Here is a 23,822-nt window from a genome sequence, read left to right as displayed (position 1 = left end):
TCAGGCCGCTCCGCTCGCCCGTCGGGCGCGGTCGACGGCCTCGGGCAGGACGGCGAGGACCCTCTCGACATCGGCCTCGGTCGAGGTCGCGCCGAAGGAGACGCGCAGGGAGCCGCGCGCCTCCCCCTCGGAGCGCCCCATCGCGAGGACGACGTGGGAGGGCTGCGGGATCCCGGCCTGGCAGGCCGACCCGGTCGAGACCGCGACGCCGGCCGCGTCCAGCAGGTAGAGCATCGAGTCGCCCTCGCACCCGGGGATGGTGATGTGGGCGTTGCCGGGAAGCCGGGTGGTCACGTCACCGACCTCCCAGCAGCCGGTGACCCGGATGCCGAGGTCGAGCTGCTGGGTCCCGATGAGGAAGCGGTCGCGCAGGCCTCCGATGCGCTCGGCCTCCTCCTCCCTTCGCTCCACCGACTCGGTCAGGGCCACGGCGAAGGCGCGGATCGAGGGGACGTCCAGGGTGCCGGAGCGGATGCCGCGCTCCTGCCCGCCGCCGTGGCTGAGGGCGATCAGGCGGGCATCGCGCTTGGCGACGAGGGCGCCGATGCCGATCGGGCCGCCGAGCTTGTGCGCGCTGACGCTCATCAGGTCGACGCCGCTCGCGGCGAAGTCCACGGGCAGGTGCCCGGCGGCCTGCACGGCGTCGGTGTGGAAGGCCAGTCCGTGCTCGTGGGCGATCTCGGCCATCGCGGCGACGTCCTGGACGGTGCCGACCTCGTTGTTCGCCCACATCACCGACACGGCGGCGACATCGGTGGGGTCGGTCTCGATCGCCTCGCGCACGGCGCTCGGCTGGACGGTGCCGCACTCCCCCGGGGCGACGAAGGTCGCCTGCGCGCCCTCGTGCTCCACCGCGTGGTCGACGGGGTCGAGGACGGCGTGGTGCTCGACGGCGCTGGCGACGATGCGCGTGCGTCGCGCGTCGGCCGCGCGGGCGGAGCGGAAGCTGCCGGTGATCGCGAGGTTGTCCGACTCGGTGCCACCGGAGGTGAAGACGATCTCGCTCGGGCGGGCGCCCAGGGCCGCCGCGATCTGCTCGCGCGACTCCTCGACGGTGCGCCGGGCGTCCCGGCCCGGACCGTGCAGGCTCGAGGCGTTGCCGGTGATCGCCAGCTGCTCGACCATCGCCGCCCGGGCAGCCGGGAGCATCGGCGTGGTCGCCGCGTGGTCGAGATAGGTGGTCATCACCAAGAGTCTACGGATGCGCGAAGGGGGATATTCCCCCCGCACGCGTGGGCGGACCGCTCCTCGACCGGGCGCGATGATGGGTCCATGACCGGCTGGGTGCTGCACGTCGACATGGACGAGTTCCTCGCGGCGGTCGAGGTGCTGCGCCACCCCGAGCTCGCGGGCCGGCCCGTCGTCGTCGGCGGCCGGGGTGACCCGAGCGAGCGCGCCGTCGTCTCCACGGCGTCCTACGCGGCGCGGGAGCTCGGCGTGAGGTCGGGCATGCCGCTGAAGATCGCCGCCCGCAAGGCCCCGGACGCGGTCTTCCTCCCGGTGGACTTCCCCGTCTACGAGGCGGCCTCCGCGCAGGTGATGGGCACGCTGCGGGCCTTCCCCGGTGCGGTGGTGGAGGTCCTCGGGTGGGACGAGGCCTTCGTCGGGATCGACACAGAGGACCCCGAGCGCAGCGCCCACGCCATCCGGGCGGCGGTGCACGAGGCGACGGGTCTGCACTGCTCGGTGGGCATCGGTGACACGAAGGTCCGGGCGAAGATCGCCACCGAGTTCGGCAAGCCCGGCGGGGTGTACCGGCTGACCCGTCGCACCTGGCTGGAGGTCATGGGCGAGCGTCCGACCACCGCCCTGTGGGGCGTGGGACCGCGGATCGGCGCCCGGCTGTCCGGGCTCGGGATGGAGACCGTGGCCGACCTGGCCGCCGCGCCCACGCAGGTGCTGGTCGACGAGTTCGGGCCCCGCACCGGCCCGTACATCGGCCGGTTGGGTCGCGGCGAGGGCAGCGCCGTCGTCGACGACACCCCGCACGTGGCCCGGGCGCACGGGCACGAGACGACCTTCCAGCAGGACCTGACCGAGCCGGCGGCCATCGAGGCGGCGGTCCGGGCGCTCGCGGCGCAGGTGGTCACCGACCTGCGGGGCGAAGGGAGGGCCTGCTCCCGCGTGCACCTCAAGGTGCGGTTCGCCCCGTTCTTCACGGTGGTGCGGGTGCGCAAGCTGGACGAGCCCACCTTCGACGTGGACACCATCGCGGGCACCGCCCTGGACCTGCTGCGGGCGCTGGAGGACCCCCGCCCGATCCGTCTGCTCGGGGTGCGTGGCGAGATGGTCGCGCCCCATGGCGGTGGCGACCACGACCCGCAAGACTGAGGAGATGGCTGAGACACCGCTGTCCGGATCCGTCGCCCTCGTCGCCGGGGCCACCCGTGGGGCCGGGCGGGCCCTGGCCGTCGAGCTGGCCCGGGCGGGGGCCTTCGTCCACGCGAGCGGCCGCAGCAGCCGCACGTCCGGGGCCTCCGAGATCCAGCGCCCCGAGACCATCGAGGACACCCTCGACCTCGTGCGCGAGGCGGGTGGTGACGGCGTCGCCGAGCGGGTGGACCACACCCGGCCGGAGGAGGTGCGCGCGCTCGTCGAGCGCATCCGCGAGCGCCACGGTCGGCTCGACGTCCTCGTCAACGACATCTTCGGCGGTGACCGGTACGCGCAGTTCGGCACGCCGCTGTGGGAGCACGACCTCGAGGGCGGCCTGCGGATGCTGCGGATGGGCATCGACACCCACATCATCACCAGCGCCCTCGCCCTGCCCCTGGTGCTGGAGTCCGGCGGCGGCCTCCTCGTGGAGATGACCGACGGGCCGAGCGAGGTCAACCGCGCCTACCGGCAGGGCGTGGGCTTCTACTACGACTACGTCAAGGGCTGCATCGACCGCCTCGTCACGAGCCTGTCGGCCGAGTTGGCCGAGCAGCCGGTGACGGTCGTGGGCGTCACGCCCGGCTGGTTGCGCTCCGAGGCGATGCTCGAGGCGTTCGGTGTCACGGAGGAGACCTGGACCGAGGCCGCCGAGCGGGTCCCGGGCTTCGGCGCCTCGGAGACGCCGACCTACGTCGCACGCGGAGTGGCGGCACTCGCCGCCGATCCCGGAGCCGCCCGCCACCACGGTGGGGTGCTGACCGCCCGGCAGCTGTCCGACGCGTACGGCGTGACCGACGTCGACGGCTCGCGCCCCGACTGCTGGGGGCTCATCCGCGACCTCGGGTGGCACGACCAACCGACGGGGATGCTGCCCGACTACCGGTGACTCCCCCTTCGCCCGGCGGGCCGTGGGAATGTCCGGGGAGGGCCGGACGTTTGTCTGCAGGATGCACGAGTCGAGCTGAGGGAGGTCGCGGGTGGCGGGTCAGGCCGAGGCGGTCGCGGACCCCCGTGACGTGATCTCGGACGCGCACCGCTGGCGCGTGCTGTGGGTGCTCCTCGTCGCGATCTTCATGTCCCTCGTCGGCGTGAGCATCGTCAACGTCGCCCTCCCCTCGATCCAGGAGGGCCTCGACGCCAGCGACTCGGACGCCCAGTGGGTGCTCGCCGGCTACGCCCTGACCTTCGGCGTCGTCCTCGTCGCCGCCGGGCGTGCGGGCGACCTCATGGGGCGCGGGGGCCTGTTCGTCCTCGGGGTCGGCGTCTTCACCCTCGCGTCGGTCGCCGCCGGCCTGGCACCCAACGCCGATGCGCTCAACGCGGCCCGCTTCGTCCAGGGCGTCGGCTCCGGCCTGGTCAATCCCCAGGGCGTCGGCATGATCCAGCAGTACTTCCGCGGCGCCGAGCGGGGCAAGGCCTTCGGGTACTTCGGCAGCGTCGTCGGCGTCGCCGTCGGGATCGGGCCGGTGCTCGGTGGCCTGCTCATCCAGCTCGGTGGCCCCGAGATCGGGTGGCGGTTGACCTTCCTCGTCAACGTGCCGGTGGGGCTGCTCTGCCTGGCGCTCGCGCTGCGCTGGTTCCCCCGCCCCCTCCTCCGCCGCGTACCGGCAGCCACCGACCCCGACGCCCCGAAGGCCTCACGCTCGCTCGACCCGGTCGGCTCGCTCCTGCTCGGTCTGGCCGTGCTCGCGACGATGTTCCCCTTCGTCGAGGGGCGCTCCTCCGGGTGGCTGTGGCTGCTCCTGCCCGTCGGGGTGCTCCTCGCGTGGGTCTGGGTGAAGTGGGAGCAGCACTACCGCGCGACCGGCCGCAGCCCGATGGTCAACCTCGACATCTTCGGCATCCGCAGCTTCACCAACGGCAGCATCATCGTCATGCTCTACTTCCTGGGCATGACGAGCATCTGGGTGCTCGTGGCCATGTACTTCCAGGAGGGCGCCGGCAGGAGCGCGCTGCAGGCCGGCCTCGTCGGCGTCCCGTCCGCGTTCATCTCGGCCGTCGCCGCGCACTGGGCCGGCAGCCGCGTCATCCGGTACGGGCGCAAGGTCGTCATCGGCGGACTGCTCTTCGCCCTGGCCGGGCTGGCGCTGAGCATCACCGTCGTGCTGCTACGGGCGCAGGGCCTGGCCAGCGAGTGGTGGCTGGTGCTCAGCCTCGCCCTCATCGGCGTGGCCCAGGGCGCTGTGATCAGCCCCAACCAGACGCTCACCCTGGCCGACGTGCCCCTCGACTACGCCGGCAGCTCGGGGGCGGTGATGCAGACCGGGCAGCGCATCGGCACCTCGATCGGCATCGCCGTCATCACCTCGGCCGCCTTCGCCGCGCTCGGGGTGAGCGGAAGCTGGTCGGCCGCGATCGTCGTCGGTTTCGGCCTCATCGCACTCGTCGTGCTCGTGGCCCTGGCCTTCGCGGTCAAGGACCAGCGCGACCGGATGCGCACGACCTGACCAGGACGCAGAAATCGAGGACGGACACGGTAATTACCACGTCCGTCCTCGATTTCTGCGTCGGGAGGCGGGGGTCAGTTCACGGAGACGTGCACGTGGTCGTAGTGGTTGGCCGTGGTCGAGCCCCGATCCTCCATGTAGCTCCACGAGGATCCCGGACGCCACATGCGCTGCTCCCAGATCAGGTACTTGATGTTCAGGTTGCCGGCGTTCTGCTGCAGCCAGGTCGCGACCTGGTCGCCACGCGAGCCGGTGACCATGATGTCGACCGCCCGGCCGGAGCCGTGGTCACCGGGGTCGCCGGCACGGTAGCCACCGATGTTGGTCAGGTCGGGGAACTGGTTGCGCACGGCCGAGTACACACGGCTGGCGTTCGGGCCGAGCCCGATCTCGGCCGCCTCCGCGGCGTAACCATCGGTCTGCACGCCGCTGGGCGCGGGGGTCGTGCTCTCCGTGCTCTCCGTGCTCTCGGGCTCGGTCGTGGACGGCTCCGGCTCGGGCTCGGGCTCCTGCGTCGCCTCGGTCTGCGCCGTCCCGGTCTCCTCCGGCTCCGGCTCCGGCTCGGGCTCTGGCTCGGGCTCCGGCTTCGGCTTGGGCTTGGCCACCGGCTCGACCTCGAGCTCACCCGTGCCGGCCTGCGCCGAGGCCTTGCCGGGGGCGGTGACCGCGGCAGGAGCACCGCGCTGGGCGGAGCGGGACCCCGCAGAGCTCTGCGCGCCCGCGGCGTCGCGGTCCGCGAGGAGGTCGGTGGCGGAGATGGACCGCTCGGCACCCAGGAGGCTGGGGTCGGCGTCGACGGAGCCGATGGCCGAGGACGGGGAGATGACGAACGCCCCGGACCCCAGGACGATGCCGACGCCGGCCACGGACTTCGCGGCGGCGCGGGCGGCTCCGGAGCCGGCGAGGGAAGACAACGAGATGCGGCGGCGTCCGGCACCACCGTGCCGGCCGACGTAGCGGGACGAACTCACAGGGAAAAACCTCGATACGGGGACTCAGGGGATGGCCCGGGGGCCACGGAGAGAGTAATGGCATGGGCACAGAAAGTCACGTTTCGGTAACGGCCCATTCGGGACCACTTTTTGGTATGGCCGACCACATCGAAGGGGGGTCCGCACCGATCACGGTGCGGACCCCCCTTCGAACGCGTGCTGCGCAACCCCTCAGGACAGCGCCTTGGTGCTCACGATCGGTCGATCACTTGCCCTTGACGGCCTCGGTGGCCTGCGGCAGGACCTGGAAGAGGTCGCCGACGACACCGAAGTCGACGAGCTCGAAGATCGGGGCCTCCTCGTCCTTGTTGATCGCGACGATCGTCTTGGACGTCTGCATGCCGGCCCGGTGCTGGATCGCGCCGGAGATGCCCGCGGCGACGTACAGCTGCGGGGAGACCTGCTTGCCGGTCTGGCCGACCTGCGAGGAGTGCGGGTACCAGCCGGCGTCGACCGCAGCGCGCGAGGCGCCGACGGCGGCACCGAGCGAGTCCGCGAAGGACTCGACCGGGGAGAAGTCACCGCCGGTGCCACGACCACCGGAGACGACGATCGCCGCCTCGGCCAGCTCGGGGCGACCGGAGGACTTCCGCGGCTCGGAGGCGGTGATCCTCGCGGCCTTGGCCTCATCGGAGATGCTCACGGAGAGCTCCTCGAAGGCGCCGGCGCCGGCCGCCTGCTCCGGGGTGGCGGAGTTGGGCTTGACGCAGATGATCGGGGTGCCCTTGGTGACCTTCGCGTTGACGGTGTAGCTGCCGGCGAAGACCGACTGCAGGGTGACCGGGCCGGAGTCGCCGGCCTGGACGTCCTCGGCGTCGGTGATCAGACCGGACTCGGTCTTGACGGCGAGGCGGGCACCGATCTCCTTGCCGCCGGAGTTGCTCGGGATGAGCACCGCGGCGGGCTGCTTCTCCTGGACCAGCTGCGCGAGGACCTCGGCCTGGGGGGCGACGAGGGACTCCAGCGCGGCCGGGTCGGAGACGCTGTAGATCTTCTCGGCGCCGTAGCGCGCGAGGAGGTCCTTGGCGGTCTCGGCACCGGGGCCGATGAAGACGGCGGACGGCTCACCCAGTCGACGGGCGAGCGTCAGCATCTCCGCGGCGGGCTTCTTCACCTCACCGTTCGCGTGGTCGACGAGGACGAGGACTTCAGCCATGTCTGTGCTCCTTCGAGTATCTGGAGTCGTCGCTCAGACGAACTTGTGGGTGGTGAGGAACTCGGCGAGCTTGGTGCCGCCATCGCCCTCGTCGGTGACGATGGTGCCCTGCTCGCGCGGCGGACGCTTGGTGGTCTGCTCGACCGCGGTCCACGCGTTCGCGAGACCGACCTGGCCGGCGTCGACGCCGAGGTCGGCGAGCGCCCACTCCTCGACCGGCTTCTTCTTCGCGGCCATGATGCCCTTGAAGGAGGGGTAGCGCGGCTCGTTGATCTGGTCGGTGACCGAGACCAGCGCCGGGAGGGAGGCCTGGATGGTCTCGCTCGCGGTGTCGCCGTCACGACGGATCGTGGCGACGCCGTCCTCGACGGTCAGCTCGGAGGCGTAGGTGACCTGCGGGAGGCCGAGGCGCTCGGCGAGCATCGCCGGGACGACACCCATGGTGCCGTCGGTGGAGGCCATGCCGGTGATGACGAGGTCGGGCGAGCCGACCTTCTTGATGGCCTCGGCGAGGATCAGCGAGGTGGCGGGGGCGTCGGAGCCGGCGATCGCCTCGTCGGAGACGTGGACACCCTTGTCGGCACCCATCTGGAGGGACTTCTTGACGGCGTCCGCGGCGTCGGCCGGGCCGACCGTCAGGACGGTGACCTCCCCCTCGCCGGCCTCGGCGATCTGGAGTGCCTGCTCCACGGCGTACTCGTCGAGCTCGGAGAGGAGCCCGTCGACGCCGTCACGGTCGGTCGTGTTGTCCTCGTTGAACCCACGCTCGGACTGGGCGTCCGGCACGTGCTTCACGCAGACGACGATGTTCATCGGTGAATCGTCCTCTTCCTTGGGTAAGGGGTCTGGGTACCGGGCCGATCCTGCCACCTCGCAGCCTGTGCGACCCAAAGGTGTGAGGAGTCTCCCAGCGATCTCACGCTAACGACGGGCGCCCGGCAGACCAAGACGACGGGGCGTGCCGTTCACCACACCGGGTCAGTCCGCGGCGTTCTCCAGCACGTGGAAGGAGGGCTCCTCGTACGGGTGCGCGCGGCGCAGGGCCGCGACCACCACCGCTCGTCGCGATCGGGGGAAGGTGACCTCGGCGCGGTCCTCGAGGACGTGCTCGAGCTCGCCGACGGTCCCGATCGTCGGGTTCGCCGCTCCCACGGGGCGGAACTGCCCGTGCCCCGGGATGACGAAGGCGCACTCGCGGTACTCCCCCACCTCCCCGGCGCCGGCGGCGAAGAGCGCGGCCAGCACCTCCTGGGTGGACTCGCGCGGGATGTGCACGACGAGCACGTCCAAGGGCTCACGGGGTGTCCCGCTCATGTCACCAGCCCTCCGGCAGGTCGAGGTCGTCGGTCGAGACCGCCACGGGCCGGCGCTCCCGGAGCACCCGGGCGGGCACTCCCCCGAGCACGACGAAGGGGGGATGGCTCCCCCGCACCACGGCGCCGGCCCCGACGACCGAGTGGTCGCCGATGTCGGTGCCGCGGGTGATGACGCACTTCGTCGCCACCCACACGTCGTCCCCGACGCGGACCGGGGACTTGACGATCCCCTGGTCCTTGATCGGCGTGGTGAGGTCGTCGGTGCGGTGGTCGAAGTCGCACACGTACACGTCGTCGGCGAAGATGCAGGCCGCCCCGACCTCGATGTCGAGCCAGGTGTTGAACGTGTTGCGGATGCCGATGACGGTCTTCTCCCCGATGCGCAAGGTGCCCTCGTGGGCACGCAGGGCGGAGCCCCCACCGATGTGGGTGTAGGCACCGACGACGAGCCGTGCGGTACCGGGGGTCACCTCGAACTGCACGTCCGGCCCGATGAAGCACGGCCCCTCGAAGGTCAGGCCGGGCGTGGTCAGCTTCGCGCGGACCATCCGCAGGTAGCCGAGGACGTGGTGGTGGCTCCATGCGCGGTTGGCGACGACCCAGCGCGTCCACCGCCACCAGGTGAGCCCGCTGTCGCGGCCCATCAGTGCGGTGTCGGGCGGGGCTTCACACCCGTCACGCCGACGTTGTAGAAGAACTTCTGCGGCACGACGGCGTCGAGCGCCGCGTCGGCCCTCATCAGCGTCGTCCACGTGCGGTAGGCGAACCTCGCCCACGTGAATCCCAGGGCCGAGTCGGCCACGGCGTACTCGAAGGTGCGGATCGGCCACCCGGCGAAGGCCGAGAGCAGCTCCTCCGTGGCGGTGCCGACCCGCTGCGCCCCGGCGCGACGCGCCGTCGCGGCGAGCTCGGCGGGGTCGAAGGTGTGCAGGTCGACGACGGCCTCCAGCGCGGCGGCCCTCGAGGACTCGTCGAGCTCGGCCTGCTCACGGGCCCACTTCTTCGCCAGGAAGGGCAGTCGCGTCACGCGGGTGGCGACCTCCCAGGTCAGGCGGCCGAGGTGGCGGGCGTACCAGTGGCCGATCGTCGTCGGCTCACCGGCGATGACGAAGCGCCCGCCGGGACGCAGCACGCGCAGCACCTCGCGCAGCGCGGCCTCGACATCGGGGATGTGGTGGATCACCGCGTGCCCGACGACGAGGTCGAAGCTGTCGTCCTCGTAGGGCAGCGCCTCGGCGTCGGCGACCTGCCCCTCGATGGTGAAACCCAGGCGCTCGGCATTCGTGCGGGCCGCCTCGACCATGCCCGGGGACAGGTCGGAGACGTGGACGTCCTCGACGAGCCCGGCGAGCTTGAGGTTCAGCGAGAAGAAGCCGGTGCCCGCCCCGAGCTCGAGGACGCGCCCGAAGGGCAGCGACTCCCCCGGGACGGGGCTCGACTCGAGGACCCGCAGGAAGCGGTCGCGCACGATCGAGGTGCAGCGGTCGTCGAAGGAGATCGACCACTTCTCGTCGTAGGTCTGCGCCTCCCAGTCGTGGTAGAGCACCTGGGCGAGCTTGTTGTCCTCCCAGGCGCGCTCCACGTCCTGCGCGCTGGCGGCCGGGGCCGCCTGCGAGTCGTCCATCAGCGGCCCTCGAAGGTGGCCTTACCCGGGCCGTTCTCCACGAAGCTGCGCATGCCGGTCTTCTGGTCCTGCGTGGCGAAGAGGCCGGTGAACTGCAGGGCCTCGATGTCCAGACCGGTCTGCAGGTCGGCCTCGAGGCCGCGGTCGACGCTCTCCTTGGCGGCCTTGAGCGCCTGGGCGGGACCGCCGACGAAGGGGGCGACCATCGCCTGCGCGGCAGCGAGGACCTCGCCCGGCTCGACGACCTGGTCGGCGAGCCCGATGGCCAGGGCCTCCTCGGCGCCGACGTGGCGGCCGGTGAAGATCATCTGCTTCGCCCTGGCCGGGCCGACCAGGCGCGGCAGGCGCTGGGTGCCACCGGCACCGGGGATGATCCCGAGGCTGATCTCGGGCAGGCCGAGCTTGGCGTTGCTCGCGACGACGCGGAAGTCGCAGCACAGCGCGACCTCGAGGCCGCCACCGAGCGCGAAGCCGGTGATCGCGGCGACCGTCGGCTTCGGGATCGCGGCGAGCGCACGGGAGAACTTCTGCAGCAGCCGCACGTGGACCGACATGTCCGTGTAGGACATCTCGGCCATCTCCTTCACGTCCGCCCCGGCGGCGAAGACCTTCTCACCGCCCCAGATGATGACCGCGGAGACGTCCGAGCGCTCGGCAGCCTCCTCGGCGACCTCGACGAGCCGACGCTGCATCGCGGCGTCGAGGGCGTTCATCTTCGGGCGGTCGAGGACGATCGTGCCGATGCCGTCGGCGACCTCGAGACGGACGATGTCGCTCATGCCTGCGGCTCTCCGTCCGCCTGCTGGCCCTCCGCATCCTGGCCGGTGGCGCGCTGGTGCCACAGCTGCACGCCCTGCAGGACGAGCGGGACGGCCAGGCCGAGCAGGCCGCGCACGTCGGCGCCGCGCGGGAGGATGTGCTCGCTGGTCACGAGGAGGGTGTCGCCGGCCACGGCGGTCTTGACGAGGTTGAAGGCGACGTTGAGGTCGTTGCAGACCTGCATGCGCTCCATCGGGTCGGCCGGGACCGGGTCCTCCAGGGCCCACTGGCCGAAGACGCGCAGGACGTTGGACTCGTCATCGGTGCAGCGCACGAACATCTGCTGCTCGGAGAAGACGAACGCGACATCGCCCTCCTTGTCGATGGTCGGCTCGAGCTCGATCGCCTTCAGGGCGGTGACGACCTGGTCGCGCAGCGACGGCTGGGCCTCAGCCTCGGCACCCTCGGTGCCGGCGGGCTGGTTGTTGAAGTTCGGAAGGGCGGTGGGATCGCTCATGTCCCCAACGTACCTACTGCATAGTCTTGGAGCCATGTCGACCACTGGCGCCCCTGCGCTCCCCCATCGTCCCGCTCCCGGAGTCCGACCCGTCGAGGGCGGTGTCGACGTCGCCGCCTTCGCCGGTGAGGCCACCGTGGTGTGGCTGTGCACCTTCGACGAGGACGGCGTCGAGACCCGCCACGAGCTCCCCGCGACCGGGGAGGGCTGGTGGGGCGGGCACGTCCCCGACATCGGCGCCGGCACGCGCTACGGCTTCCGGGCCGACGGCCCGTGGGAGCCGACGGCCGGCCACCGGTACAACCCGGCCAAGCTCCTCCTCGACCCGTACGCCCGGGCGATCGAGGGGGACCTGGCCTACGAGCCGGGCGCATTCGCCCACGACCCGGACGCCGATGACGCGACGGTCCGCTCCGACCTGGACTCCACCCCCTTCGTCCCCCGCTGCGTGGTCGTGGAGACCGACTTCGACTGGGGCGAGGACGCGGCCCCGGCCCACCCCCGCGACGAGCGGGTGCTCTACGAGGTGCACATCACGGAGATGACGCGGCTGCTGCCGGAGGTGCCCGAGCACCTGCGCGGCACGTACGCCGGCATGGCCCACCCGGCGACGATCGAGCACCTGCAGCGTCTCGGGGTGACGAGCGTGGAGCTGCTGCCGGTGCACGCCTTCGTGGACGAGCCGCACCTGCGCGACCTCGGGCTGCCCAACCACTGGGGCTACAACACCATCGGTTTCTTCGCCCCGCACGCGCCCTACGCGAGCAGCACAGACCCGCACGAGGTCCTGGCCGAGTTCAAGGGCATGGTCAAGCAGCTGCACGCCGCCGGCATCGAGGTCATCCTCGACGTCGTCTACAACCACACGGCCGAGCAGAGCGTCGGCGGCGCCGCCATCGCCTGGCGGGGCCTGGCCGCCGATCGCTACTACCGCCTCGACGAGGAGGGGTGGGACGTCGACGTCACCGGGTGCGGCAACAGCCTCGACCTCACCGACCCCGTGACCCTGCAGATGGTGCTGGACTCGCTGCACTACTGGGTGGAGGAGTGCCACGTCGACGGCTTCCGCTACGACCTCGCGGTGACGCTGGGCCGGGACGAGAACCTCGACTTCGACCCGGAGCACCCCTTCTTCGTCGCGCTGCGCGAGGACCCGGTGCTCTCGCAGGTGCTGCACGTGGCCGAGCCGTGGGACCTCGGTCCGGATGGCTGGCGCACCGGCCAGTTCCCCGGGGCATGGGCGGAGTGGAACGACCGCTTCCGCGATGCTGCACGCGACTTCTGGGTGGCCGACGCCGGGGCGCTGGCCGACGGGGCGGTCCCGCACCCGGGTGTACGCGAGCTCGCGACCCGGCTCGTCGGCAGCCGTGACCTCTTCGCCGAGCGCACCCCCCTGGCCTCGGTCAACTTCGTCACCGCGCACGACGGCTTCACCCTGGCCGACCTCGTCTCGTACGACGAGAAGCACAACGAGGCCAACGGCGAGGACAACCGCGACGGCAACGACGACAACCGGTCGTGGAACCACGGCGAGGAGGGGGACACCGACGACGAGCTCATCCAGGTGGCCCGCCGCCGCTCGGTGCGCAACCTGCTCGGGATGATGCTCCTCTCCGCCGGCGTGCCGATGCTCGCCTCCGGTGACGAGATCGGGCGCACCCTCGGCGGCAACAACAACCCGTACTGCCAGGACAACGAGATGACCTGGCTGGACTGGCAGCTCGACCCGGCGAAGGGGGACCTGCTCGCCACGGTCCGCTCGCTCACCGCGATCCGCCGCGAGGTCCCGGTGCTGCGCGACCACGACGAGAGCGTGATCGGGTGGTTCGACGAGTCCGGGGCCGAGATGAACGACGAGCTGTGGGAGCAGGACCTGCGCCGCACGCTGCAGCTGCGGCTGGCGGGCGAGCCCTGCGCGCTGATCGTCGTGCACGGCGGGCTGGAGGAGATGGAGGTGACCCTGCCGGAGACGCCCGACGACGGTGCGTGGCGACTGCGGTGGGACAGCGCGTGGGAGCGGCCCGAGGAGGCGCGCGACACCGAGGTCGAGGGACCCGAGGTCCTCACCCCGCTCAGCCTGCGGCTCTACACGACCTGAGCCGCCCCCTTCGCGCCGGCTCGCGCGCAACAGCGCCTCCCGTCGCGAACAGGGCGGCGGCCCTTGGCCCTCGTTCCTCGGGCCTTGAGTCGGGCCACCACCCCTGCTCGCGCCGTCCGGCTCCCTCGGCGGGAGGCGCGGCGGCCCTCGAACGATCAGGCCGTGGCCGGCACCGGCTCACGGACGCTGCCCTCGGGGGTGAGGGCCTCGCCGTGGGTCGTCGCGTCATAGGCGTCCTGGTCGAGGATGCCCTCGCGGCGGGCGACGATCGTCGGCACGAGCGCCTGACCGGCGACGTTGGTGGCGGTCCGGCCCATGTCGAGGATCGGGTCGACCGCCAGCAGCAGGCCGACGCCCTCGAGCGGCAGGCCGAGCGTCGAGAGGGTCAGGGTGAGCATGACGACGGCACCGGTGACGCCGGCGGTCGCCGCGGACCCGAGGACGGAGACGAAGGCGATGAGCAGGTAGTCGGTCACGCCGAGCGGCACGCCGAAGAACTGCGCGACGAAGATCGCCGCGATCGCCGGGTAGATGGCCGCGCAGCCGTCCATCTTCGTCGTCGCACCGAGCGGCACGGCGAAGGAGGCGTACGAGCGGGGCACGCCGAGGTTGCGCTCGGTGACGCTCTGGGTGACCGGCAGCGTGCCGATCGAGGAGCGGGAGACGAAGGCGAGCTGGATCGCGGGCCAGGCACCGGCGTAGAAGCGCCGCACCGACAGGCCGTTCAGGCGCAGCAGCACCGGGTAGACGAGCAGGAGCACGATCGCCAGACCGATGTAGATCGCGGCGGTGAAGCGCCCGAGCGAGCTGATCGCGTCCCAGCCGTAGCTGGCGACCGCATTGCCCAGGAGACCGACGGTCGCGATCGGGGCGAGGCGGATGACCCACCACAGGACCTTCTGCACGACCGCGAGCGCGGAGCGGCTGAAGGACAGGAAGGGCTCGGCCTCCTCGCCGACCTTGAGCGCGGCGATGCCGACGGCGATCGCCATGATGAGGATCTGCAGGACGTTGAAGTCGAAGCCGATGGAACCGTCGGTGTTGGCGGAGCCCTCGAGGCCGAGGATGTTGGCCGGGACGAGGCCGGTGAGGAAGTCGAGCCAGCTACCGGTGCTCTCCGGCGCGGCCGCGGCGTCGGCGCTGACCCGGGCACCGCGGGCCGGGTCGATGACCAGGCCGAGGGTGATGCCGATGCCGACGGCGATCAGCGCGGTGGCGGCGAACCACAGGAGCGTCTGCCACGCGAGGCGGGCCGCCCCGGTGACCTGCTTGAGGTTGGCGATCGAGGTGACGATCGCGAGGAAGACCAGGGCCGGGACGATGGTGCGCAGGAGGCTGACGAAGGAGGAGCCGACGATCGTCAGCGTCTCGGTCAGCCAGTTCGGGTTGTCCGCGGTGCCGCCCAGGTTGCGGGCGACGACACCGAGGACGACACCGACGACGAGGCCGATGAGCACCTGCTGGCCGAAGGTGATGCGGCGCAGTGAAGCGAGCATGGGTGAAGGGGTCCTTGCTGTGAGTGAGGGAAGGGGGTGCGACTGCTCAGGGTGCGCGCGTTATCGGCAGGTGGAGTGGCGCTTCAGGTCCACGTCCAGCCGCCGGGTCAGGCCCCACCGGTTCCATCTCACGGGAGCCGCAAACCTCCGGCCCCCCGTTTCTATTCCCGCCGACGTCGAGGTGCCCCACGACCCACAGCGGACGAGGGGGTGAGGTCGCGCGGCTCAGGCCGACGTCCGCGCCACCCACCCCGGCCGGGTCGGGAGAGGGCGAAGGGATGAGGTGGCGCGACTCAGTGCCCGATGCAAGCAGCGCCGGGGAGAGGGCGAAGGGATGAGGTGGCGCGACTCAGTGCCCGATGCAGGCAGCGACGGGGAGAGGGCGCAGGGAGGGGGTGGCGCGGCTCAGGCCGAAGTCCGCACCGTGCACCCGGGTCGGTGATGCACCCGGTCGTGCGGACTTCGCGCCAAGCGCCACCTCGTCCCTTCGCTCTTGACCCCTACGAGGGGCCCTCGACCCGAGGGGTCGACCCTGGGAGCGCCGCTCAGGCGTTGGCGACCAGGCCCATGCCGGAGGCGAAGGCCATCAGCTCGTGCTTCGGCAGCACTCGCACCGTCCAGCCGAACTGGCCGGTGCGCTCGACCGGGACCCGCCCGGCGAACTTCGCCTTGCCGTCGTCGTAGGACTCGACGAAGTCCAGCGAGGTGGCGTCCCAGTCGACGAGGTCGTCGGCGCCGAGGGCGACGCGGCCGGCGACGACCTGGACGTCCACGTCGTCGGGAGCGAGCCCGTCGAGCGCGACGTAGGCGTCGACGCTCAGCAGCTCGCCCACGATCGGCGCGTCGGAGGTGCCCGAGCCCTCGACGTGGTCGACGTGCACCCCGGCCCAGCCGGCGCGGACACGGGCCTTGTACTCCGCCAGGGCCTTGGCCCCGGCGTGCTCGTCGTCGTTGACCCGCGCGTTGTGCTCGGCGGCCGGGGCGTAGAGCTGCTCGGTGTAATCCTTGACCATGCGGGTGGCCAGGACCTTGGGACCGAGCGTGCTCAGGGTGTGGCGCAGCATCGACAGCCACCGCTGCGGCAGGCCGTCCTCGTCCACGTCGTAGAAGCGCGGCGCGACCTGCTCCTCGATGAGGTCGTACAGTGCGGCGGCCTCGATGTCGTCGCGGCGGGACTCGTCGGCCAGGCCGTCGGCGGTGGGGATCGCCCAGCCGTTCTCGCCGTCGAACCACTCGTCCCACCAGCCGTCGAGGACGGAGAGGTTGAGTCCGCCGTTGAGCGCGGCCTTCATGCCGGAGGTCCCGCACGCCTCGAGCGGGCGAAGGGGGTTGTTCAGCCAGACGTCGCAGCCCGGGTACAGGGTGCGGGCCATCGCGATGTCGTAGTTGGGCAGGAAGACGATGCGGTGGCGCACGTCGTGCTGGTCGGCGAACTGGACGATCTGCTGGATGAGCTGCTTACCGGTGTCGTCGGCGGGGTGGGCCTTGCCGGCGATGACGAGCTGCACCGGGCGCTCCGGGTGGAGCAGGAGCGACTTGAGCCGCTCGGGGTCGCGCAGCATCAGCGTCAGGCGCTTGTAGGTGGGCACCCGTCGGGCGAAGCCGATGGTCAGCACGTCCGGGTCGAGCACGGAGTCGGTCCAGCCGAGCTCGGCGTCGGTGGCACCGCGCTTGGACCAGCTCGAGCGCAGCCGGGCGCGCACGTCCTCGACGAGCGCGGCGCGCATCTTCGCCTTGGCCGACCAGATGGCCTCCCCCGGGACGTCGGGGATCTCGTCCCACCGGTCGGAGGCCTCGACGTCGCGTCGACCGATGTGCTCGGCGGCGACCTCGTAGACCCGGTCGTCGATCCAGGTGGGTGCGTGCACGCCGTTGGTGATCGAGGTGATCGGCACCTCGGTCTCGTCGAAGCCCGGCCACAGGCCCTCGAACATCTCCCGGGAGACGTGGCCGTGCAGCTGGGAGACACCGTTGGCCCGCGCGGCCAGACGCAGCCCCATGACGGCCATGTTGAACACGTCGGCGGAGCCGCCCTCGTAGGTCTCGGCGCCGAGGTCGCGCAGCTTGTCCAGCGGCACGCCGGGCAGCTCCTGCGCCCCACCGAAGTAGCGCTCGATCAGCGCGAGGTCGAAGCGGTCGATCCCGGCGGGGACGGGGGTGTGCGTGGTGAATACGGTGCCGGCCCGCGCGGCCTCGGCCGCCTCGTCGAAGTCCATCCCGCCGGACTGCGTGAACTCGCTGATCCGCTCGATGCCGAGGAAGCCGGCGTGCCCCTCGTTGGTGTGGAAGACCTCCGGCTCGGGCGCGCCGGTCAGGCGCGACCACAGGCGCAGCGCGCGCACGCCGCCGATGCCCAGGAGCATCTCCTGCTGGAGGCGCTGCTCGCCGCCGCCGCCGTAGAGGCGCTCGGTGACCACGCGCATGGCGTCGTCGTTGCCGGGGACGTCGGAGTCCAGGAGCAGCAGCGGCACGCGGCCGACCTGGGCCCGCCACACGTGGGCCCGCAGCGCTCCCCCGCCGGGCATCGCGACCGTGACGACGCAGGGCGTCCCGTCCTCCTCGCGCAGCAGGTGCAGCGGCAGGCCCTGCGGGTCCAGGACCGGGTAGGTCTCCTTCTGCCACCCCGCGTGGTCGAGGCTCTGCTTGAAGTAGCCGGTCTTGTAGAACAGGCCCACGCCGACGATCGGCACCCCGAGGTCGGAGGCGGCCTTGAGGTGGTCGCCCGCGAGGATCCCCAGGCCGCCCGAGTACTGCGGCAGGACCTCGGTGATGCCGTACTCGGGGCTGAAGTAGGCGATCGAGGCGGGAAGGCTCCCCTCCTGCGGGGTCGCCTCCTGGTACCAGCGCGTCGCGCCGAGGTACCGGTCGAGATCGGCCTTGGCCGCCTCGACACGCGAGCAGAAGTCCGCGTCCTCGGCCAGCTCCTCCAGGCGCGCCCCGGCCAGCTCGGACAGCAGCCGCACCGGGTCCCGGTTGACCTCCTCCCAGCACGGCGGGTCGATCTCGGCGAAGAGGTCGCGGGTGGGCGTGTGCCAGCTCCACCGCAGGTTCATCGCCAGGTCCCCGAGGGCGGAGATCGGCTCGGGCAGGGCGGTGCGGACGCTGAAACGTCGAATGGCCTTCACGACCCTCATCTTGGTGGGTCACGGGGTACCGCGCCAAGTCGCGAAGGGCTTTTCGCAGGTAACGTCTGGGGGGTGAGCACCGACGACCTCGGCGATCCGCCCCCCTTCGAGGGGACTCCCTCGCCCCCCAGGACATCGCCCGCGCCCACCACGCCCGTGTCCGCGCCGCCGCAGCACCCGCTCGGCCGGATCCCGGTCCAGGACGTGCGCCCGTGCGTCGACCACGGTTGCCGCCCAGCGAAGTCCGTCGTCGGCGAGCCCTTCACGGTGACCGCCACGGTCTTCCGCGAGGGCCACGACGCCGTGAACGCGACGGTCGTCCTCACCGCGCCCGACGGCACCGAGCACCACCGGCCGATGACTTGCACCAACCCCGGGCTGAGCCACTGGGAGGCCGAGGTCAGCGCCCACACCACGGGCGCGTGGACCTACCGCGTCGAGGGCTGGTCCGACCCGTGGGCGACGTGGGTTCACGACGCCTCGATCAAGATCCCGGCCCACATCGACCCCGAGCTGATGCGGGCCGAGGGCGTGCGCGTCCTCACCCGCGCCGCGGACGAGCCGCACCGGAGCGAAGGGGGGCGCTCCGCCCTTCGCTCCGCCGTGGAGATCCTGCGCGACCCCGAGCACCAGCCGACCGCGGCCCTCCACCTCGTGACGACCGGCCCGGCCTCTGAGGAACTCGTGGAGCTGCCCCTCCGCGAGATGGTCACCCCGAGCGCCGAGCTGCCGCTCCTCGTCGAGCGCGAGCTGGCGCTGTACGGCTCCTGGTACGAGATCTTCCCGCGCAGCGAGGGCGCCCACTTCGACGAGACCGCCGGGCACTGGGTCACCGGCACACTGCGCACGGCCGCCCGGCGGCTGCCCGCGATCGCCGGGATGGGCTTCGACGTCGTCTACCTCACGCCCGTGCACCCGATCGGCACGACCGCGCGCAAGGGCCCGAACAACACCCTCGACGCGAGCCCGCACGACCCCGGCTCCCCGTACGCGATCGGTTCCCCCGACGGCGGGCACGACGCGATCCACCCCGACCTGGGGACCTTCGAGGACTTCGACGCCTTCGTCGCCGACGCGCGCGACCACGGCCTCGAGGTCGCCCTCGACCTCGCGCTGCAGTGCTCCCCCGACCACCCGTGGGTCAACGAGCACCCGGAGTGGTTCACCACCCGCGCCGACGGCACGATCGCCTACGCGGAGAACCCGCCGAAGAAGTACCAGGACATCTACCCGGTCAACTTCGACACCGACCCCGCCGGCATCTACGCGGAGGTGCGTCGCGTGGTGCAGGTGTGGATCGACCACGGCGTCACGCTCTTCCGCGTCGACAACCCGCACACCAAGCCGGTCGAGTTCTGGCAGTGGCTGATCCAGGACGTGGCCCGTGACCACCCGGAGGTCATCTGGCTGTCGGAGGCCTTCACGAAGCCGGCGATGATGCACACCCTGGCCAAGGTCGGCTTCCAGCAGAGCTACACCTACTTCGCCTGGCGCAACACCGTCGCCGAGCTGACGGAGTACGGCACCGAGGTCTCCGGCGAGGCCGCGGCGTACATGCGCCCGAGCTTCTGGCCGACGACGCACGACATCCTCACCCCGTACATGCAGTTCGGCGGGCCCGCGGCGTGGAAGGTGCGCGCCGCCCTCGCCGCGACGATGGTCCCGACGTGGGGGATCTACTCCGGCTACGAGCTGATGGAGCACGTCGCCCGCCCCGGCTCCGAGGAGCAGATCGACAACGAGAAGTACGAGTACAAGGACCGGCGCTGGGACGAGGTCGCCGAGTCCGGGGAGTCGCTCATCGGCTGGCTGACGATGCTCAACGCGATCCGCCGCGGGCACCCGAGCCTGCAGCTGCTGCGCAACCTGACCTTCCACCACGTCGACGACGAGAACCTCATCGCCTACTCCAAGGCACGCACCCTGCCCGACGGCAGCGAGGACCTGGTCGTCGTCGTCGCCAACCTCGACCCGCACTCGACGCGCGAGTCGACGCTGCGGCTGGACATGGGTGCGCTCGGCCGCGAGTGGGACGCCCGCCTGCAGGTCACCGACCTCGTCACCGGGGCCCACTGGGAGTGGGGCGAGGCCAACTACGTGCGCCTCGGCGTCGACGCCGAACCGGTCCACATCGTCTCGGTACGGTGACCTGATGGCCACGATCCACGACGCCACGCTCTCCCCCGGCAAGGTCGAGCTCGTCGCGGGCTGGATCGGCGCGCAGCGCTGGTACACCGGCACCGGACGGCCCCGGCTGCGACGACTCGACTCATGGCGGCTCGACGACCCCGCGGGCGAGGTCGGCATCGAGACGCTCGTCCTCCTCGACGAGTCCGGTGCCACGCCCGTCGTCTACCAGGTGCCGCTGACCTACCGCGGTGCACCGCTCGAGGGCGGCGAGCCCGCCCTCGTCGGCGAGATGGACCACTCGGTGCTGGGTCGCCGGTGGGTCTACGACGCCCCGCACGACCCGGTGTACGTCGAGCAGCTGCTCCGCCTGCTCCGCGGACGCGCCGCCGCGCAGCACGGGTCGGTGTCGGACACCGCCGACCCGGACGTGCACGGCGTGCCGCACCCGACGTGGCCCGAGGAGCCGGTCATCATCTCCGGCCGGGTGCACGGCGGCGAGCAGTCCAACACCTCGGTCATCATCGACGCCACGCCCTCCCCGGTGGTCGTCAAGATCTTCCGCACCCTCGCCGCGGGCGACAACCCGGACATCACCCTGCAGGAGGCGCTGGCGGCGGAGCAGTCCCCCTTCGTCCCGGCCGTCGTCGGCCACGTGGAGGGCGCGTGGGCCCGGCCCGACGGTGAGGGGCGGGAGCACGGCCAGCTCGCCGTCGCCCAAGAGTACCTCGCGGACACGACCGACGCCTGGCAGGTGGGTCTGCAGCAGGCGGCGAGCGGGACACCCTTCGACGACCGGGCCCGCGAGCTCGGCCGGGTGACGGCGCATGTCCACGCGACCCTCGCGCAGGCGCTGCCCACCGAGACCCCGGACGCGGCGACGATCCACGAGCACGTGGGGCGGATGCGCCGCCGCGCGAGCATCGCGCTCGGCGAGGTCCCCGCCCTGGCCGCGCACGAGAGCCGGATCGACCGCCTGCTCGACGCTGCCGAGACGGCGGACTGGCCGGCCATGCAACGCATCCACGGCGACCTGCACCTCGGTCAGGTCCTCGACTCGCCCGGACGCGGATGGGTGCTCATCGACTTCGAGGGCGAGCCGCTGCGCCCCCTGTCCGAGCGCAACGCCCTGGACTCCCCCCTTCGTGATGTCGCCGGGCTGCTGCGCTCGCTCGACTACGTCGCCGGGACACTCACCCGGCCCGATGCCCACACCGCCCCGGGCGTCGACGTGCGCGAGTGGGCCACGCGGGCCGAGGAGGCCTTCCTCGACGGCTACGGCGAGGTCGGCACCGACCCCCGCGAGCGCGATGTCCTGCTCACCGCCTTCATCCTCGACAAGGCTCTCTACGAGGTCGTCTACGAGGCGCGCAACCGCCCCTCGTGGCTGTCCCTGCCGGTCGAGGCGATCGATCGGCTGCTCCAGGAGGCACACCCATGACACCGATTCCCGACTCCGCCCTGCCCGGCGCCCTCTGGGCCATCGCGCACGGCCGCGGCTCCCAGCCGCACGACGTCCTCGGTCAGCACCTCGAGGACGGCGGGCTGCGCGTGCGGGTGCGCCGACCGCTCGCGACCCGGGTGCGCGTGCGCTTCGAGGACGGCGTCGTCACCGATCTGGTCCACGAGCAGGACGGGATCTTCTCCGGGGTGCGCGCCGACGCGACCCGGACGATGGACTACCGGGTGCTCGTCACCTGGGAGGACGGGCTCGAGCACGTCCAGGACGACCCCTACCGCTTCGTGCCGACGCTCGGCGAGATGGACCTGCACCTGATCAACGAGGGCCGCCACGAGCAGCTGTGGGGCGTCCTCGGGGCGCACGTGCGCGAGTACGACGGGCCGATCGGCGCGGTGACCGGGGTGTCCTTCGCCGTCTGGGCGCCGCGGGCGAAGGCCGTGCACGTCATCGGCGACTTCAACGGCTGGGACGAGCTGGCGCACCCGATGCGCACCCTCGGTGCCTCCGGGGTCTGGGAGCTCTTCGTGCCCGACGTCGGGCCCGGGACCGTCTACAAGTTCGCCGTGCGGGGCGCCGACGACGTGCTGCGGCACAAGGCCGACCCGATGGCCCGCCTCGCGGAGACCGCTCCCGCGACGGGCTCGGTGGTGACCTCCTCGACCTACACGTGGGAGGACGAGGCCTGGCTCGCGGCTCGGGCCACCCGCGACGCGCAGGTGGGACGGATGAGCATCTACGAGGTGCACCTGGGCTCGTGGCGCCCCGGGCTGTCCTACCGGGAGATGGCCCGGGAGCTCGTCGCGTACGTGCGCGAGCAGGGCTTCACGCACGTCGAGCTGATGCCGGTGATGGACCACCCCTACCCGCCGTCGTGGGGGTACCACGTCACCAGCTACTTCGCGCCGAACTCACGCTTCGGCTCCCCCGACGACTTCCGCCACCTCGTCGACGCGCTGCACGGCGCCGGCATCGGGGTGATCCTCGACTGGGTCCCCGGGCACTTCGCGACCGACGAGTGGGCGCTCGTGCGCTTCGACGGGCTGCCGCTCTATGAGCACCCGGACCCGCGGCGCGGGTGGCAACCGGACTGGGGCAGCTACGTCTTCGACTTCGGGCGACCGGAGGTGCGCAACTTCCTCGTCGCCAACGCGCTGTACTGGCTCGAAGAGTTCCACATCGACGGGCTGCGCGTTGACGGGGTGGCCTCGATGCTCTACCTCGACTACTCCCGTGAGGCCGGCGAGTGGATCCCCAACGTCCACGGCGGCCGGGAGAACCTCGAGGCGATCGCGCTCCTGCAGGAGGTCAACGCCACGGCCTACCGCCGCTCCCCCGGCATCATCACCGTGGCCGAGGAGTCGACCGCCTGGCCGGGTGTGACCCGGCCGACGCACGAAGGGGGGCTCGGCTTCGGCCTGAAGTGGAACATGGGGTGGATGAACGACGCCCTGCGCTACCTGGGCGAGGACCCGATCAACCGGGCGCACCACCACACCCTGCTGACCTTCGCCATGATGTACGCCTACGCGGAGCACTACCTGCTGCCGATCAGCCACGACGAGGTCGTCCACGGCAAGGGCTCGATGCCGTACAAGATCCCCGGCGACGACGCTGACCGCCTGGCGACGCTGCGGGCCTTCTACGCCTACCAGTGGGCCTTCCCGGGGAAGCACCTGGTCTTCATGGGCACGGAGTTCGCGCAGACCTCGGAGTGGGCCGACGCCCGGTCACTGGAGTGGCACCTGCTCGACCACCCCGCCCACCGTCGCGTGCAGGAGCTCGTGCGCGAGCTGAACTCCTTCGCCGCCCGGCACCCCGCGATGTGGGCGCTGGACCACCGTCCGGAGGGCTTCCGCTGGCTCGACGCCGACGACGCCGCGGGCAACACCGTCTCCTTCGTGCGCACCGGCGGGACCGTCGGCATCGGCGGGACGCCTCGCGCCGGCGGCGCCGACGGGACGAGCGCCTCGGTTGGCACGGTCGGCACGGTCGGTACGGTCGGCACGGAGGTCGAGGACGTCGTCGTCGTGGTCGTCAACTTCGGCGGCACCGACCGCCACCGGCTGCGCATCGGCCTCCCCCGGGGCGGCACGTGGCGCGTCGCCCTCGACACCAGCGGCTTCGACGCGGCGAGCTCCCCGAGCCAGGCCGGCACCGAGCTCACCGCCGAGGAGCGCCCGTGGCACGACCAGCCCTTCTCGGTCGAGGTCGACGCCCCCCGCCTCAGCGCCATCTACCTCGTCCCCGCCCGAGGGTGACGTCGTTGTTGGCGGTTGGCCCACGGTAGGACGTGGGCCAACCGCACACATCGACGTCAGGTCCCATCC

The 23,822-nt window shown here is 71.8% G+C and carries 18 protein-coding genes; 7 read left to right on the top strand and 11 right to left on the bottom strand.

What is annotated here, in order from left to right; genetic code table 11:
• The gene (locus O9K63_RS00955) at positions 1-1,185 is read right to left on the bottom strand and encodes a cysteine desulfurase family protein (RefSeq protein WP_277239927.1); all 1,185 of its coding nucleotides are present in this window, start codon (positions 1,183-1,185) and stop codon (positions 1-3) included.
• Positions 1,186-1,272: 87 nt separating this feature from the next.
• Here O9K63_RS00955 and O9K63_RS00950 point away from each other — a divergent pair, with 87 nt between their 5' ends.
• The 3 genes from O9K63_RS00950 to O9K63_RS00940 all read left to right on the top strand — a co-directional run bounded on the left by O9K63_RS00950 (position 1,273) and on the right by O9K63_RS00940 (position 4,823).
• Positions 1,273-2,331: a DNA polymerase IV gene (locus O9K63_RS00950; protein ID WP_277239926.1), complete on the top strand. Its 1,059-nt coding sequence runs from the start codon at positions 1,273-1,275 to the stop codon at positions 2,329-2,331.
• A 4-nt stretch (positions 2,332-2,335) separates the two neighbouring features.
• Complete coding sequence (locus O9K63_RS00945) at positions 2,336-3,262, top strand: SDR family oxidoreductase (protein WP_277239925.1); 927 nt, start codon at positions 2,336-2,338, stop codon at positions 3,260-3,262.
• A 91-nt stretch (positions 3,263-3,353) separates the two neighbouring features.
• Positions 3,354-4,823 (top strand): MFS transporter, encoded by a 1,470-nt coding sequence (locus tag O9K63_RS00940; RefSeq protein ID WP_277239924.1) that lies wholly within the window; start codon positions 3,354-3,356, stop codon positions 4,821-4,823.
• Positions 4,824-4,897: 74 nt separating this feature from the next.
• Here the strand turns inward: O9K63_RS00940 and O9K63_RS00935 are convergent, their stop codons facing one another.
• The 8 genes from O9K63_RS00935 to O9K63_RS00900 all read right to left on the bottom strand — a co-directional run bounded on the left by O9K63_RS00935 (position 4,898) and on the right by O9K63_RS00900 (position 11,187).
• Positions 4,898-5,794, bottom strand: a complete 897-nt coding sequence (locus O9K63_RS00935; protein ID WP_277239923.1) for a hypothetical protein — start codon at positions 5,792-5,794, stop codon at positions 4,898-4,900.
• Positions 5,795-6,020: 226 nt separating this feature from the next.
• Positions 6,021-6,971: an electron transfer flavoprotein subunit alpha/FixB family protein gene (locus O9K63_RS00930; RefSeq protein ID WP_277239922.1), complete on the bottom strand. Its 951-nt coding sequence runs from the start codon at positions 6,969-6,971 to the stop codon at positions 6,021-6,023.
• A 33-nt stretch (positions 6,972-7,004) separates the two neighbouring features.
• On the bottom strand, positions 7,005-7,784 hold the full coding sequence (locus O9K63_RS00925) for an electron transfer flavoprotein subunit beta/FixA family protein (protein WP_277239921.1): 780 nt from the start codon (positions 7,782-7,784) through the stop codon (positions 7,005-7,007).
• 165 nt (positions 7,785-7,949) lie between these two features.
• Positions 7,950-8,285 (bottom strand): hypothetical protein, encoded by a 336-nt coding sequence (locus O9K63_RS00920; RefSeq protein ID WP_277239920.1) that lies wholly within the window; start codon positions 8,283-8,285, stop codon positions 7,950-7,952.
• A 1-nt stretch (position 8,286) separates the two neighbouring features.
• On the bottom strand, positions 8,287-8,931 hold the full coding sequence (locus tag O9K63_RS00915) for an acyltransferase (protein ID WP_277239919.1): 645 nt from the start codon (positions 8,929-8,931) through the stop codon (positions 8,287-8,289).
• Complete coding sequence (locus O9K63_RS00910; protein WP_277239918.1) at positions 8,931-9,911, bottom strand: class I SAM-dependent methyltransferase; 981 nt, start codon at positions 9,909-9,911, stop codon at positions 8,931-8,933. Before O9K63_RS00910 ends, O9K63_RS00915 begins: the two co-directional genes overlap by 1 nt.
• Positions 9,911-10,690, bottom strand: a complete 780-nt coding sequence (locus O9K63_RS00905; RefSeq protein ID WP_277239917.1) for an enoyl-CoA hydratase/isomerase family protein — start codon at positions 10,688-10,690, stop codon at positions 9,911-9,913. Before O9K63_RS00905 ends, O9K63_RS00910 begins: the two co-directional genes overlap by 1 nt.
• A complete protein-coding gene (locus tag O9K63_RS00900) occupies positions 10,687-11,187 on the bottom strand; it encodes a T3SS (YopN, CesT) and YbjN peptide-binding chaperone 1 (RefSeq protein ID WP_277239916.1) in 501 nt (166 codons plus the stop codon). The genes O9K63_RS00905 and O9K63_RS00900 overlap by 4 nt, the downstream gene beginning before the upstream one ends.
• A gap of 34 nt (positions 11,188-11,221) precedes the next feature.
• Between O9K63_RS00900 and glgX the strand changes: the two genes are divergently transcribed.
• Positions 11,222-13,285 (top strand): glycogen debranching protein GlgX, encoded by a 2,064-nt coding sequence (gene glgX / locus O9K63_RS00895; protein WP_277239915.1) that lies wholly within the window; start codon positions 11,222-11,224, stop codon positions 13,283-13,285.
• A gap of 155 nt (positions 13,286-13,440) precedes the next feature.
• Here glgX and O9K63_RS00890 read toward each other — a convergent pair whose 3' ends face one another.
• Entirely contained in the window at positions 13,441-14,781 is a 1,341-nt protein-coding gene (locus tag O9K63_RS00890) for a dicarboxylate/amino acid:cation symporter (RefSeq protein ID WP_277239914.1), read from the bottom strand.
• 545 nt (positions 14,782-15,326) lie between these two features.
• Positions 15,327-17,906 carry an alpha-glucan family phosphorylase gene (gene glgP / locus O9K63_RS00885; protein ID WP_277239913.1) on the bottom strand — a complete coding sequence of 860 codons (2,580 nt, stop codon included), beginning with the start codon at positions 17,904-17,906 and terminating at the stop codon, positions 15,327-15,329.
• Positions 17,907-17,978: 72 nt separating this feature from the next.
• On the opposite strand from glgP, the gene O9K63_RS00880 reads away from it, so the two are divergent.
• The 3 genes from O9K63_RS00880 to glgB are packed head-to-tail and all read left to right on the top strand — an operon-like array spanning position 17,979 to position 23,753.
• Positions 17,979-20,054 carry an alpha-1,4-glucan--maltose-1-phosphate maltosyltransferase gene (locus tag O9K63_RS00880; RefSeq protein ID WP_431190340.1) on the top strand — a complete coding sequence of 692 codons (2,076 nt, stop codon included), beginning with the start codon at positions 17,979-17,981 and terminating at the stop codon, positions 20,052-20,054.
• Between the two features lie 4 nt (positions 20,055-20,058).
• Positions 20,059-21,474, top strand: a complete 1,416-nt coding sequence (locus O9K63_RS00875) for a maltokinase N-terminal cap-like domain-containing protein (protein WP_277239912.1) — start codon at positions 20,059-20,061, stop codon at positions 21,472-21,474.
• A complete protein-coding gene (gene glgB, locus O9K63_RS00870; RefSeq protein ID WP_277239911.1) occupies positions 21,471-23,753 on the top strand; it encodes a 1,4-alpha-glucan branching protein GlgB in 2,283 nt (760 codons plus the stop codon). The genes O9K63_RS00875 and glgB overlap by 4 nt, the downstream gene beginning before the upstream one ends.
• Positions 23,754-23,822 lie beyond the last annotated feature (69 nt).

The organism is Janibacter cremeus, from assembly GCF_029395675.1.
GTDB lineage: Bacteria > Actinomycetota > Actinomycetes > Actinomycetales > Dermatophilaceae > Janibacter > Janibacter cremeus_A.
Note: the sequence above shows the minus strand (reverse complement) of the source record. Positions and strands in the feature narration are given on the sequence as shown.